This window comes from Stenotrophomonas sp. 3diitr2024 (assembly GCF_042136455.1).
Taxonomy (GTDB): Bacteria; Pseudomonadota; Gammaproteobacteria; order Xanthomonadales; family Xanthomonadaceae; genus Stenotrophomonas; species Stenotrophomonas sepilia.
On the sequence record NZ_JBHHMJ010000295.1, the window covers coordinates 1 to 13,614 of the forward strand.

12 protein-coding genes and 1 pseudogene are annotated in these 13,614 nt (G+C 67.8%); 4 read left to right on the forward strand and 9 right to left on the reverse strand.

Annotation, left to right across the window (positions count from 1 at the left end; genetic code table 11):
- From ABGA94_RS06705 to pyrE, 7 genes and pseudogenes are all read right to left on the reverse strand, one after another.
- Positions 1-289, reverse strand: a pseudogene (locus tag ABGA94_RS06705) (histidine kinase); the annotation flags it as partial.
- A 51-nt stretch (positions 290-340) separates the two neighbouring features.
- On the reverse strand, positions 341-991 hold the full coding sequence (gene kdpC, locus ABGA94_RS06710; RefSeq protein WP_197598759.1) for a potassium-transporting ATPase subunit KdpC: 651 nt from the start codon (positions 989-991) through the stop codon (positions 341-343).
- Positions 988-3,045 (reverse strand): potassium-transporting ATPase subunit KdpB, encoded by a 2,058-nt coding sequence (kdpB, locus tag ABGA94_RS06715; protein ID WP_375366768.1) that lies wholly within the window; start codon positions 3,043-3,045, stop codon positions 988-990. Before kdpB ends, kdpC begins: the two co-directional genes overlap by 4 nt.
- 10 nt (positions 3,046-3,055) lie before the next feature.
- Positions 3,056-4,765, reverse strand: coding sequence for a potassium-transporting ATPase subunit KdpA (kdpA, locus tag ABGA94_RS06720; protein ID WP_053500329.1), 1,710 nt, complete (start codon positions 4,763-4,765; stop codon positions 3,056-3,058).
- A 12-nt stretch (positions 4,766-4,777) separates the two neighbouring features.
- On the reverse strand, positions 4,778-4,870 hold the full coding sequence (locus ABGA94_RS06725) for a potassium-transporting ATPase subunit F (RefSeq protein ID WP_005420475.1): 93 nt from the start codon (positions 4,868-4,870) through the stop codon (positions 4,778-4,780).
- Between the two features lie 221 nt (positions 4,871-5,091).
- Positions 5,092-5,754, reverse strand: a complete 663-nt coding sequence (locus ABGA94_RS06730) for a hypothetical protein (RefSeq protein WP_005420473.1) — start codon at positions 5,752-5,754, stop codon at positions 5,092-5,094.
- Between the two features lie 19 nt (positions 5,755-5,773).
- Positions 5,774-6,433, reverse strand: a complete 660-nt coding sequence (gene pyrE / locus ABGA94_RS06735) for an orotate phosphoribosyltransferase (protein ID WP_111174680.1) — start codon at positions 6,431-6,433, stop codon at positions 5,774-5,776.
- Positions 6,434-6,594: 161 nt separating this feature from the next.
- Here pyrE and ABGA94_RS06740 point away from each other — a divergent pair, with 161 nt between their 5' ends.
- From ABGA94_RS06740 to ABGA94_RS06750, 3 genes are all read left to right on the forward strand, one after another.
- Complete coding sequence (locus ABGA94_RS06740; protein ID WP_069140053.1) at positions 6,595-7,395, forward strand: exodeoxyribonuclease III; 801 nt, start codon at positions 6,595-6,597, stop codon at positions 7,393-7,395.
- On the forward strand, positions 7,392-8,696 hold the full coding sequence (locus tag ABGA94_RS06745; protein WP_049413991.1) for an MFS transporter: 1,305 nt from the start codon (positions 7,392-7,394) through the stop codon (positions 8,694-8,696). Before ABGA94_RS06740 ends, ABGA94_RS06745 begins: the two co-directional genes overlap by 4 nt.
- A gap of 78 nt (positions 8,697-8,774) precedes the next feature.
- Complete coding sequence (locus ABGA94_RS06750; RefSeq protein WP_005420465.1) at positions 8,775-9,005, forward strand: hypothetical protein; 231 nt, start codon at positions 8,775-8,777, stop codon at positions 9,003-9,005.
- Positions 9,006-9,073: 68 nt separating this feature from the next.
- Here ABGA94_RS06750 and ABGA94_RS06755 read toward each other — a convergent pair whose 3' ends face one another.
- Together ABGA94_RS06755 and ABGA94_RS06760 are read right to left on the reverse strand one after the other, a co-directional pair.
- The gene (locus ABGA94_RS06755; protein WP_164229706.1) at positions 9,074-10,201 is read right to left on the reverse strand and encodes an anhydro-N-acetylmuramic acid kinase; all 1,128 of its coding nucleotides are present in this window, start codon (positions 10,199-10,201) and stop codon (positions 9,074-9,076) included.
- Between the two features lie 65 nt (positions 10,202-10,266).
- Positions 10,267-11,739, reverse strand: a complete 1,473-nt coding sequence (locus ABGA94_RS06760) for a peptidoglycan DD-metalloendopeptidase family protein (protein ID WP_053500323.1) — start codon at positions 11,737-11,739, stop codon at positions 10,267-10,269.
- A gap of 167 nt (positions 11,740-11,906) precedes the next feature.
- On the opposite strand from ABGA94_RS06760, the gene tyrS reads away from it, so the two are divergent.
- Positions 11,907-13,118, forward strand: a complete 1,212-nt coding sequence (gene tyrS, locus ABGA94_RS06765; protein WP_164093408.1) for a tyrosine--tRNA ligase — start codon at positions 11,907-11,909, stop codon at positions 13,116-13,118.
- The last annotated feature ends 496 nt before the right edge of the window (positions 13,119-13,614 follow it).

Consider the following 13,614-nt stretch of genomic DNA (forward strand, 5'->3'; position numbering starts at 1 on the left):
CGGCGTCCAGGTCCATCTCCTGCAGGGCATGGCCGTGATAGGCCACGTCCTTCAGCGGCAGCTGCGGCAGGCCCTCCAACAGGGCTTGGGTATCGGTGCGTCCATGGGTTTCCACCAGGCCCACCACCAGGTCGACGCCGCGGCGCAGCTGTTCCTGCGCGCGGGTCAGCATGGCGTAGGTCTTGCCCACGCCCGGCGCCGCACCGAGGAACACGGTCAGCTTGCCGCCGGCTTCGCGTTGCAGGCCTTCAACCAGGGCATCGGCCTGGCGGGTACGTGCATCAGTCATGGGGGCCGCTGTCATGGCCACCATTGTGCGCGCAGCAGGTGCAGCCCAGCATCACGGCGTCTTGGCCGCATGGTCCAGCGCGAAGTTCAGCGTCACCACGTTCACCCGTGGCTGCCCGAACAGGCCCCACTGGCGCCCTTCGGTATGCGCCTGCACCAGTGCCTGCACGCGCTCCACCGGCAGGCCACGGGCACGCGCCACGCGTGCTACCTGCAGCTGCGCCGCCGCCGGCGACAGCTGCGGATCCAGTCCGCCGGCGGACTGGGTGACCAGGTCCGCTGGCACCTGCGCCGGGGCAACGCCTTCGCGTGCGGCCACCGCAGCGGTGCTGGCGGCGACGCGCTCGGCCAGCGCCGGGTTGCTGCGCGCCAGGTTGGAACCGGCCGCGGCCATCGGGTCGTAGTTGGCCGCCGACGGACGCGCCTGGAAGTAGCCGTCAGCGGTGAACGGCTGCGCCAGCCAGGCCGAGCCGCGCACCTGGCCGTTGCCGTCGCGCAGCAGGCTGCCCTCGGCCTGGGTCGGGTAGGCCAGGCCGGCGAAGCCGGTGGCGATGCCGGCGTAGACCGCGCCGGCCAGCAGCAGGGTGGCCAGGCCCAGGCCGATCGCCGGGCGCCAGCTTGCGCCATCCTGCAGGCTCGCCACGCGGGCCTCGGCTTTCGCTTCGCGGGGCAGGGAGGTGGAGGTGGAAACAGAACGGTTCATGCGCCGAATACCAGGACAAGAAGGAGGTCGATCAGCTTGATTGCGGCGAACGGCAGCAGCACGCCGCCGAGGCCGTACACCAGCATGTTCCGGCGCAGCAGCGCCGTTGCGGTGGCCGGGCGGAAGCGCACGCCACGCAGGGCGAGCGGGATCAGCGCGGGAATCACCAGGGCGTTGAAGATCAGCGCCGCCAGCACCGCGTTGCGCGGGCTCGACAGCTGCATCACGTTCAGTGCGGCCATGGTCGGAACGGCCGCGGCGAACAGCGCCGGCAGGATCGCGAAGTACTTGGACACGTCGTTGGCCAGCGAGAAGGTGGTCAGCGCGCCGCGGGTGATCAGCTGCTGCTTGCCCACTTCCACCACCGACAGCAGCTTGGCCGGGTCCGAATCGAGGTCGACCATGTTGCCGGCCTCCTTCGCCGCCTGCGTGCCGGAGTTCATCGCCAGGCCGATGTCGGCCTGGGCCAGCGCGGGAGCATCGTTGGTGCCATCGCCCACCATCGCCACCAGTCGGCCACCGGCCTGTTCCTGGCGGATGCGTGCCAGCTTGTCTTCCGGACGGGCCTCGGCGATGTAGTCATCGACGCCGGCTTCGGCAGCGATGGCAGCGGCGGTCAGCGGGTTGTCGCCGGTGATCATCACCGTGCGGATGCCCATCGCGCGCAGCTGCGCGAACTTCTCGCGCATGCCGTGCTTGACCACGTCCGACAGTTCGATCACGCCCAGCACGTGGCGACCCTCGGCCACCACCAGCGGGGTGGCGCCATTGCGCGCCACCTGCTCGACGCGACCGGCCAGTTCCGCCGGCACGTTGCCGCCCAGCGCCTGGACGTGGGCACGGATCGCATCGGCGGCGCCCTTGCGGATCTGCCGCCCATGTTCCAGATCCACGCCGGACATGCGGGTCTGTGCACTGAACGCCAGGTACTCGGCATGGTCCGGCTCGGCGGTGGCGCAACCCTGCTCGCGCGCCAGGCGTACGATCGACTTGCCTTCCGGGGTCGGGTCGGCCAGCGAGGACAGCAGCGCCGCTTCACGCAGCTGGCTGGCGTCGATGCCGGCCAGCGGATGGAAGTGGCTGGCCTGGCGGTCGCCGTAGGTGATGGTGCCGGTCTTGTCCAGCAGCAGCACGTCGACGTCGCCGGCCACTTCCACCGCCTTGCCCGACTTGGCCAGTACGTTCGCGGCCAGCGCACGGTTCATGCCGGCGATGCCGATGGCCGGCAGCAGGCCGCCGATGGTGGTCGGGATCAGGCATACCAGCAGCGCGATCAGCAGCAGCGGATCGACCTTGACGCCGACGGCTGCACCAATGGCCGGCAACGTGGCCACCACCACCAGGAAGGTCAGCGTCATCGCCGCCAGCAGCAGGGTCAGCGCGATCTCGTTGGGGGTCTTCTGGCGGTTGGCACCTTCCACCAGCGCGATCATCCGGTCCAGGAAGCTGTGGCCCGGCTCGGCGGTCACCCGCACGATGATCTGGTCGGAAAGCACCTTGGTGCCACCGATCACACCGGAACGGTCGGTACCTGCCTCGCGCAGCACCGGTGCCGATTCGCCGGTCACCGCCGCTTCGTTGATGGTGGCCAGGCCCTGCACGATCTCGCCATCGGCCGGCACCAGCTCACCAGCACTGACGATCACATGGTCGCCCGGGCGCAGTTCGGCGGCAGGTACCTGGGTTTCCGCAGCCCCCGGCTGCGGCGCGGCCAGGCGGCGTGCCACCAGGTCCTGGCGGGCACGGCGCAGTGACGCGGCCTGGCCACGGCCACGCGCCTCGGCCACTGCTTCGGCGAAATTGCCGAACAACACGGTCACCAGCAGGATCGCGGTCACTGCCAGGCCGAAGCCCAGCGGCGCATTGCCGGTCAGTGTGACGATGGCCGCGACGATCGTGCCAGCCATCACCACCGCCATCACCGGGCTGCGCACCAGGTGCATCGGCGAGAGCTTGCGTACTGCTTCGACCAGCGCACGGCGCAGGCCGGCGCCATCAAGCAGCGCAGGGCGCGGGGCAAGGGAACTACGGGTGGAACTTGCGTGGGTACTCATCGGGGTGTCCTTAGTGCAGTCCCAGGCTGAGGTGGTCGGCGATCGGGCCGAGTACCAGCGCCGGCATGAACTGCAGCACGGTCAGGATGACGATCACCGAGACCAGGGTCAGGGCGAAGGTCGGGGTTTCGATCTGCAGGCTGCCGGCAGACTCCGGCGCCTGGCGCTTGGCGGCCAGCTGTGCGGCCACCACCAGCGGGATGATCAGCAGCGGGAAGCGGCCCAGCAGCAGCACCAGCGAGCAGCTCAGGTTCCACCACAGCGTGGCGTCGCCCAGCCCCTCGAAGCCCGAGCCGTTGTTGGCGTAGGCCGAGACGTACTCGTAGAACACCTGGCTGATGCCATGGAAGCCCGGGTTGGAGGTAGCGGCCAGCCCGGGCACGGCCAGGGTGATCGCGGTGAACACCAGCAGGGTGATCGGCTGCAGCAGCACCAGCAGGGCCAGCAGGCGTACCTGTGGCGTCTCCAGCTTGCGGCCGAACAGTTCCGGCGTACGTCCGGTCATCAACCCGGCCAGGAACACGCCCAGCAGCAGGTACACGATGAACTGCTGCAGGCCACAGCCGATGCCGCCCCAGATCGCGCTGACCAGCATGTTGACCATCGCGATGCCGCCACTCAGCGGCGCCAGCGAGTCATGCATGCCGTTGACCGACCCGTTGGAGACCTGGGTGGTCACCGCCGCCCACAGCGCCGTGCCGTCGGCGCCGAAGCGCACCTCCTTGCCTTCCATCAGCAGCGGCGTGGCGGCGCTGGCACTGTGCCCTTCGCTCCACACCATCGCGCCGGTGGACAGCAGCGACATGCCCAGCATGCAGCTGAACACCAGGGCGCCGAACCGGCGCCGGCCGGTGAACGCACCGATCATGAAGATCACCGCCATCGGCACCAGCAGGATGCCGACGATCTCCAGCGCGTTCGACAGCGGGGTCGGGTTCTCCAGCGGGAAGCTGCTGTTCGGGCCGTACCAGCCGCCACCGTTGGCGCCCAGCTGCTTGGCCGCGACCATCGCCGCCACCGGACCCAGCGGCAGTTTCTGTCCGGTCATGCCGGCGCTGGCATCGATCGGCGTGGCCTGCGGGCCACCGGCCATCGTCGACGGCACGCCCTGGCTGGTCAGCAGCAGGGTCCACACCAGGCACAGCGGCAACAGGAAGCGCACGCACAGGCGCACCACGTCCACGTAGTAGTTGCCCACCGCCACCTGGCGGTCGTCGCCGGCACCGGTGGCCGCCGCAGCCTGCGGCGCACGCGAGAACAACGCGCGCAGCGTGGCCACAGCCAGCGCCAGGCCCATCATCGGTGTCACCACCTGCAGGCCGGTGATGCCGGTCATCTGTGAGAGGTAGGACAGCTGGGCCTGGCCCGAATAGTGCTGCTGGTTGGTGTTGGTCAGGAACGAGATCATCGTGTGCAGCGCGGTGTCCCAGCGCATGTTCGGGATCTGGTCCGGGTTCAACGGCAACCAGGCCTGGGTCATGAACACCGCCTGGGTCAGTACGGCGATCACTACGTTGCTCAGCACGAAGGCCAGCACGTAGCCGCGCCAGGACATCGCGCGCGAGGGATCGACGCCGAACACCTTGTACAACGGCTTTTCGATCCAGTTGAACAGCACGTCGGCCTTCATCGGCGTGCCGCGCATCACGCGCGCCAGGTACAGGCCCAGCGGCCACGCCAGCAACAGGCTGGCGGCAATAATCACAAGCATCTCGGTCATGGCAGGCTCCGCTCAGAACGACTCGGGCCGCAGCACGACAAAAAGGAGATAGGCGGCGGCGACCAGCACCAGCACGCCACACAACAACGACAGCCAGGGGGACATTGCAATAGCGTCCTGGTGGAACCCCTCCACCTCAGGCCGTCATCGTCGTCCTGCCGCCCATAAACGCACTACGCGCCGGATCGTGCCGACGCGTAAAGAGTGCATAAATTCCGTGGGCCAAGCCGTAACCAGGCGCCGCCCACTGTAGAGCCGGGCCCATGCTGGGCTGCTCTTTCCCAAGGCCACGCGGAGCCGAGCATGGGCTCGACCCTACAAGCGAATCACGGCGCTTGGCTCGCTGGCGCCACGCCCTTCAGCTCGCGGTAGCGCTGCAGCGTGCTGTCGATCTCGGCCTTCAGTGCCTGCTGCTGCTGCAGGAACCCCGCCTGCAGGCGCTGCTGCGCCCGCAACTGCACATGCCGCTGACGGATCGCCTCGGCCTGCTTGTCGGCCACCTTGCCACCGGCCAGTTCTCGGTCGCCAGCGGCCGACAACAGCGCCACCAGCGATTCGCGCAGGCTGGTGACGTTGTACTCGGCGGTCTTGAGGTTGTTGTCGAGCACTTCCTGGCGCTCGGCGAACACCCGGCGCAGGTCGTCCTCGCTGCCATAGGTGGACAGCATCGCCTGTTCGGTGCGCTGGCGGGTCTGCTCGGCCATCAGGTCCAGCTGCTGCTGCTGCGCCTCGGTGCTGGCCGCGGCGCGCTCTTCGTCGGTCAACGCGCGCTGGACCTGCGCATTGCGCAGGCCGCTCTTCGCGTTGAACTCCTCGCGGGCGTGATTGACCGCATCGGCTGGCAGCGAATCGCTGCAGATCCGCTCCTTGCCCTCGTTCCAGCAATACAGCTTCTTCTCCACTTTGCCGCCGTCGCGCGACTGCGCCGGCACGGTGGACGGCACGGCCAGCAGCAGGCCGGCAAAGAGAACGGCAGGAACTCGGGACATGACCTTTCCCCTGGGTCGGTCAGCGGATCGAACGGACGCCGTACTGGGCCCGGTAGGCTTCCAGCGGCTGGCGGTAACCCACAAGTTCCGGGTTGCCGGAGGCGAAATCAAGCAGATCGGCCAGCGACGCCACGGCGATCACCGGAATCCCGGCCTCTTCGGCCACCGACTGCGCCGCCGAGCGGCGGTCGGTTTCCGAGGCGATCTCCTGGCGGTCCAGGGCTACCACGATGCCGGCCGGGGTGCCGCCGGCAGCGCGGATGATGCCCAGCGCTTCGCGGATCGCGGTACCGGCGGTGATCACGTCGTCGACGATCAGCACGCGCTTGCCATTCATGTCGGCGCCGATCAGCTGGCCGCCTTCGCCGTGGTCCTTGGCTTCCTTGCGGTTGAACGACAGCGGGAGGTCGCGGCCGCGCTGGGCCAGCTCGCAGGCCATCGCGGTGGCCAGCGGAATGCCCTTGTAGGCCGGGCCGAACACCACGTCGTACTTGATCCCGCTGGCATCGATGGCATCGGCATAGCAGGCGCCGAGCTGGGCCAGCAGCGAACCGGAGTCGAAACGGCCGGCGTTGAAGAAATAGGGGCTCAGCCGGCCGGACTTGAGGGTGAACTGGCCGAAGCGCAGGGCGTCGGCGGTCAGGGCCAGCTGCAGGAAACGGTGGCGGTGGTCGCTCATCAAAACTCGATTCATCTTCATTTGGAGCACAAATCCTAATCCAGCTGGGCGTTTCGCGCTCGTCCGGCCCCGCGTGAAGGCTGTCGCGGCGCTGCCTGGCGGACTGCGCAGCCCCACGGGCAACCGGTATGCTTGCCCGGTTTCCCGCCGCAGGTCCCCGCATGCGCATCATCAGTTTCAACGCCAATGGCATCCGTTCCGCCGCGACCAAGGGCTTCCTCGACTGGTTCCGTGCCCAGGACGCCGACGTCCTGTGCATCCAGGAGACCAAGGCCCAGGAAGACCAGCTGACCGACCCGATGTTCCGTCCGGATGGCCATCACTGCTTCTACCGCGACGCCATCACCAAGAAGGGCTACAGCGGCGTGGCGATCTACAGCAGGCGCGAGCCGGACCAGGTCATCACCTCGCTGGGCTGGGCGCCGTTCGACGACGAAGGCCGCTACATCGAGGCGCGCTACGGCAATCTCAGCGTGGTCTCTTTCTATATTCCCTCCGGCAGCTCGGGTGACCTGCGCCAGGGCTTCAAGTTCGAAGTGATGGAATGGCTGCGCCCGATCCTGGAGGAGTGGGCGCGCAGCGGCCGCGACTACGTGCTGTGCGGCGACTGGAACATCGTGCGTTCGGCGCTGGACATCAAGAACTGGAAGTCCAACCAGAAGAATTCCGGCTGCCTGCCGGAGGAGCGCGACTGGCTCAACGCCCTCTGCGCCGACCATGGCCAGGCCACCGATGTCGCCGCCGGCCGCGGTTGGGCCGATGCCTACCGCCTGCTCAATCCCACCGGCGAGGATTACACCTGGTGGAGCAACCGCGGCGCCGCCCGCGCCAACAACGTCGGTTGGCGCATCGACTACCAGTTCATCACGCCGGGCCTGCGCGACAAACTGCGTAGCTGTTCGATCTACCGCGACGAGCGCTTCTCCGACCACGCCCCGTTCACCGTGGACTACGACCTGTGACCGAGGCCGCCACGCCGGTCAGCTACAAGGGCTGGGCAGGCATCAAGCGCGCCTTCGGTACCCCGTCGGCGCTGACCATGGCCATGCTTGGCTTCGGCAGTGGCCTGCCGTTCCTGCTGATCGCTTCGCAGACGCTGTCCACGCGCCTGCGCGACGTCGGCCTGGACCTGGGCAGCATCGGCCTGATCAGCCTGGCCAGCTTCTTCTACCTGCTCAAGTTCCTGTGGGCGCCGCTGCTGGACCGCTATGCATTTCCGCTGCTGGGCGCGCTCGGCCGCCGCCGTTCGTGGCTGCTGGTATCGCAGGTGCTGGTGCTGGTCGGCCTGGTCGCACTGGCCTTCGTGCGGCCGGAAGAGGGCGTCTGGCCACTGGTGATGTGGGTGCTGGTGGCGTCGTTCGCTGGCGCCACCCAGGACTCGGCGGTCGATGCCTACCGTATCGAGATCGCTCCGCAGACCGCGCAGGCCGCGCTGGCGGCCACCTATACGCTGGGCTACCGGATCGGCCTGATCCTGGCCGGTGCCGGCGCGCTGTACCTGGCGCAGTTCGAAGGCTGGATCGTCGCCTACCTGGCGATGGCCGCGCTGATGCTGCTGCCGATCGTCACTACCCTGCTGTGCGCCGAACCGGAGCGCCCGGCCACGGCGGTGCAGCGTCGCATCGATATCGCCGAAGCCTTCGTCCAGCCCATCTCCAGCTTCTTCAGCCGTAATGGCGTGGCGTTGGCACTGGTGCTGCTGGCCTTCGTCGGCCTGTTCAAGTTCCCCGATCAGGTGATCGGCGTGATGGCCGGGCCGTTCTATCTCGATTCGGGGTTCGACAAGGCCGACATCGCCACCGTGTCCAAGCTGTTCGGTGTATGGATGGGGATCGGCGGTGCGTTCCTGGGGGGTATTGCGGTGGCCGCATTCGGCTTCCGGCGCATGCTGCTGGTGGCCGCACTGGGCGTGGCGATGTCCAACCTCGCCTTCCTGCTGATGGCGCACAACCCAGGCAAGCTGTGGGCGTTCTATGCCGCGCTCAGTGCCGACAACCTGTTCCAGGGGTTCGCCGGCACCGTGCTGGTGGCCTTCATGTCGTCGCTGACCGACCGCAACTTCACCGCCACGCAGTACGCGTTGCTGGTATCGCTGGCCAACCTGCCGGGCAAGTTCATCGGCGGTGTCTCCGGATACATCGTTGAGGCGACGTCCTACAGCACGTTCTTCATCCTCAGCTCGGTCACTGTGGTGCCGACCCTGCTGCTGCTGGCCTGGCTGTGGCCGCGGATCGCCGACCGCGGGCCGCCACCGGTCGCCTGATTGCCTGCCCGCCCGGACTGCGGGATCATCGCCCCCGACGCGCCGAGGGGGCGGTGCCTTGCGAACGGGGAAGTGAGCATGGCCGACGTTGTGCTGCGGGACCTGGACCCGCTGCTGCTGGAACGTATCCGACGTGTCGCGGTCGCCCGCGGCTGGACCCATGAACAGACCTGCGCCGCCTTGTTGGAGCAGGGCCTGTTCAGCAGTGAACTGGAGGTCCGCTCCGGTTTCGGCGATCCCGAAGTGGACGCCCTCTCCGATGCGATCGCCGCCCTGCAGGCCTTGCCCGCAGGGCAGGGCTTCGATTAGCGGCTTTGTAGAGCCGAGCCCACGCTCGGCTGCCCGGTGAATCCACGCCGTGCGTGGATGGCGCCACCTCACGCCAGGTGGACTGCCCCCAGGATCCGCGGCCCCTTGGCTCCGGTCACGCTCGGCAGGTTGCCGGCCAGCCCGTCCATCGTCCGCTGCGCCAGCCAGGCGAATCCCATCGCCTCCACGTACTCCGGGTCCAGCCCATGCACCGCGCTGGACTCCACCTGCACCTCCGGCAGCCGCGCCGCCAGCCGCTTCATCAGCTGCCGGTTGCGCACCCCGCCGCCACAGACCAGCAGGCGCCGGGTCTGCGGCTGCTGCGCCAGCAGCGCATCGGCCACGGTTGCCACAGTGAGCTCCAGCAGCGTGGCCTGCACATCGGCAGCGGCATATTCGCCTTCCCCCATGTGCGCCTCGGCCCAGGCCAGGTGGAACTGCTCGCGCCCGGTGCTCTTCGGCGGCGGCAGCGCGAACCACGGGTCCGAACGCCAGCCGGCCAGCAGGCCCTCGTCCACCGCGCCACTGGCGGCATACGCGCCATCGGCATCGAAGGTACGGCCGGTGTGGCGCTGGCACCAGGCATCCATCAGCGCGTTGGCCGGGCCGGTATCGAAGCCGCGCACCGCGCCTTCGCGCGGGATCAGGGTCAGGTTGGCGATGCCGCCCAGGTTGAGCACCGCGCGGTCTTCATCGGCGGCACCCAGCATGCCCAGGTGGAAAGCCGGCATCAGCGGCGCACCATGCCCCCCGGCCGCTACGTCGCGACGGCGGAAGTCGGATACTGTGGTGATTCCGGTCAGTTCGGCGATGCGGTTGCCGTCGCCCAGCTGCACAGTGAACGCTGGATCGGCCAGCGGGCGGTGTCGCACGGTCTGGCCGTGCGAGCCGATCGCGCGTACCTTGCTGCGGTCCACGCCGGCTTCGGCCAGCAGCTGGTTGGCGGCCTCGGCGAAGTTGATCGCAATCCGCGCGTCCAGTTCGCCCAGCTCCTCCAGCGAATCCAACGGGCCACCTTCGCCCAGCGCCACCAGCCGCGCGCGCAGCACCGGTTCCCAGCGTGCGGTCAGGCCGTGCACGAAGCGGCAGCCACCGCCCGCGGGAAACTGCACCAGCGCGGCGTCGATGCCGTCGGCGCTGGTGCCCGACATCAGGCCAAGATACAGGGGGGCGTCAGCGTCGGCAGTAGTGTTCATGGCAGGCACAAAAAAAGGACGCGGCAAGCTTGGGCTGCCGCGTCCTTCCTCGTCAACGCAGGGGCTCAGCCGCGCTTGCGGCCGGTCGCCTGCTTGTCCTTGGCGCTGGCCACCTCGGCGGCGGCCTCGTCGCGGCTGGTCGGTGCCGGGCTGGCATCGGCGTAGATCAGCTTCTCCATGCCCTGGATGCGGGCCATCGCTGGCGCGGTCTGCGCGCGGAAGGCGACCAGCTCGGCGCCCTTCAGCGGCTCCGGCGGCGGCATGGTCACGGTCAGCGGGTTGCGGTGTTCGCCGTTGACCCGGAATTCGTAGTGCAGGTGCGGCCCGGTCGCCAGGCCGGTCGAGCCGACATAGCCGATCACCGTGCCCTGGGCCACGCGCTGGCCGGTCCTGATGTTCGCAAAGCGCGACATGTGGCCGTACAGGGTGGTGTGGCCTCGACCGTGGTCGAGGATCACCACATTGCCGTAGCCGCGCTGCACGCCCGCGAACTGCACGCGGGCATCGCCGGCGGCCATGATCGGCGTGCCGGTACGCGCGGCGTAGTCCACGCCCTTGTGCATGCGCATCTTGCCCAGCACCGGGTGCTTGCGTGCGCCGAAGGTCGAGCTCAGCCGCGCGAACGGGATCGGCATGCGGATGAAGCTCTTCTTCAACGAACGGCCGTTGATGTCGTAGTACTCGGACTTGCCGTTGCGGTCGAAGCGGAAGCCGGAATAGGTCTTGCCCCCGGTGGTGAAGGTCGCCGCCAGGATCTTGCTGGTGTCCACCTTCTCGCCTTCGCGCCAGGTCTCGTCCATCACCACGCTGAAGCGGTCGCCCGGCTGCAGGTCCTTGGAGAAGTCGATGTCGTACTTGAAGATGTCGTCGGTCATCGTCGCGATCGCCGACGGCGACAGCCCGGCCCGGCGGGCGGCGGCATACAGCGAACTGGTGATCTCGCCGCTGGTGACCACGGTACGCGTGGAAGTCTCGCGCCGCGTCACCTTCTCCTTGATGTCATCGCCGGCCAGGCTCAGTTCCACCCGGTTGTCGGCGTCGCGATCGAAGCGGATGCTGCGCAGGTCGCCGGACAGCGGCATGTCGAAGGCGATCTCGGCGCCCGGGCGCAGCTTGGTCAGCGCCTCGCGCGCACCGGGGTGCTCCAGCACCCGGTGCAGGGTGGTGGCCGGAATGCCGGCTTTGTCGAACAGGTCACTCAGGGTCTGGCCGCGCTGGATGCGCAGCACCTGCCAGCTGTCGCCCGGCACCTGCTGCTGGCGGGCCATGGTCAACGGCGGCAGCGGCAGCGCCAGGCTGGTGTGGCTGTCCGCGTAAGGCGCATCAATGGTGTGCGAGAAACCGGGGACGATCGTCGCCACCAGGGCGCCGATGGTCGCAAACAGGCTGGCGTGCATCCAATGGCGGCGGGTCCAGCGCTCATTGAAGGCGGCGGGAAGGTGTTGCCTGAGCTTCCGATGCAGGGCGTTGTCGTGCAGGACGTGAAGGCGTTCCTGGAAGCGCTGCTTGCGTGCGCGCCCTTGTTCGGAATTGTGCATCGGCGGTTTTTTCCTGGCGGCCCGGGAGCGCGGGCCTGATCGCCGGTTACCATAGACACCTGAGAAAACCGCGTCAAACCCTTGTGCCCATTGGCTTTTGTGAAGCCAATCGGGTTAACTTTGCTTTAACACCCCACACAAGAATCGGCGTTGCCGGGAGTAGTCACGTGTCCTCGATTGAAGAAGCCCTTGCCCTGATCGGCCGCGGTGCCGACGAGATCCTCAAGCTCGAGGATCTGCGTGCGCGCCTGCAGGAAGGCCGCCCGCTGCGGATCAAGGCCGGCTTCGACCCCACTGCGCCCGACCTGCACCTGGGCCACACGGTGCTGCTGAACAAGATGCGCCAGTTCCAGGACCTCGGCCACCAGGTCATTTTCCTGATCGGCGACTTCACCGGCATGATCGGCGATCCCTCGGGCAAGAGCCTGACCCGCAAGCCGCTCAGCCGCGATGACGTGCTGGCCAACGCCCGTACCTACGAGGACCAGGTGTTCAAGGTGCTCGACCGCAGCCGTACCGAAGTCCGCTTCAACTCGGAGTGGTTCGGCAAGATGGGCGCGGCCGACATGATCCGCCTGGCCGGCCAGCACACCGTGGCACGCATGCTCGAGCGCGACGACTTCGCCAAGCGCTATGCCGCCCAGCAGTCCATCGCCATCCATGAGTTCCTGTACCCGCTGGTGCAGGGCTACGACTCGGTGGCCCTGGAGGCCGACGTCGAGCTGGGCGGTACCGACCAGAAGTTCAACCTGCTGATGGGCCGTGGCCTGCAGGAACACCATGGCCAGAAGCCGCAGGTGGTGCTGACCATGCCGCTGCTGGAAGGCCTGGATGGCGTCAACAAGATGTCCAAGTCGCTGGGCAACTACATTGGTATCAGCGAGCCGGCCATCGACATCGTCACCAAGACCATGAAGGTGGACGACACCCTGATGTGGCGCTGGATCGAGCTGCTGTCCTTCGACATCAGCCAGGCCGAGGCCGTGCAGCTGCGCGAGCAGGTGGCCAATGGCGGCCTGAACCCGCGCGTGGTCAAGCTGCGCCTGGCGCGTGAGCTGGCGACCCGTTTCCACGACGCCGTGGCGGCAGAGCAGGCGATTGCCGGCTGGGAGGCGGCGGTGACCGGGCAGGGCGACATCACCCAGTTGCCGCTGCAGGATGTGGCGATCCCGGCCGAAGGCCTGCGTATTGCCGCGTTGCTGACGGCGGCCGGCCTGACCCCGAGCAACTCCGAAGCCAACCGCAAGCTCAAGGAGCGCGCGGTGAAGGTGGACGGTGAAGTGGTCGAAGACGGTCAGCAGGTGCTGCAGCCGGGCTTCGAAGGCCTGCTGCAGGTCGGCAAGCGCACCTTCGCCCGCGTGCGCCTGGTCGCTGGCTGAGAAGAAGGAAGGGCCGGCGCCAGCCGGCCCTTCCTTTTGCTCTTGTAGAGCCGAAGGCAACGGCAGGAGCCGTTGCCTTCGTCGCGTGCGACGGCCCGTAGGGGCCGGGCAGGACGCCCGGCATAGCCACGCTCGGCTGCTCTTCACGGGATCCTCCCGCGGCGCGGCGCATGAACCGATGCAACATCCGGTGAAAAAAATCGCCACACCCCCTTCACAAATGATCGGAATGGGGACATACTTCTCCTCCCCCGTCGCAGGGGTCGCCACCAAGGGGCTTCAGCGACAACAGGGCGCCCACCACCGCCGAACGAGATGATCGAACGAAGGTGTTGACGGACTGAAAAAGTCTGGCATAATGGGCGGCTCGCTACGAAGGAAACTTCGCAGCACACGGGAACGGCGCTGAGGCCACTTCCCCGGATCTTTGAAAGTATGCGCAGGTATCTTGTGAAGGCGCCTGCAGGAAGGATGATTGTCCATCTTGCAGACGTTT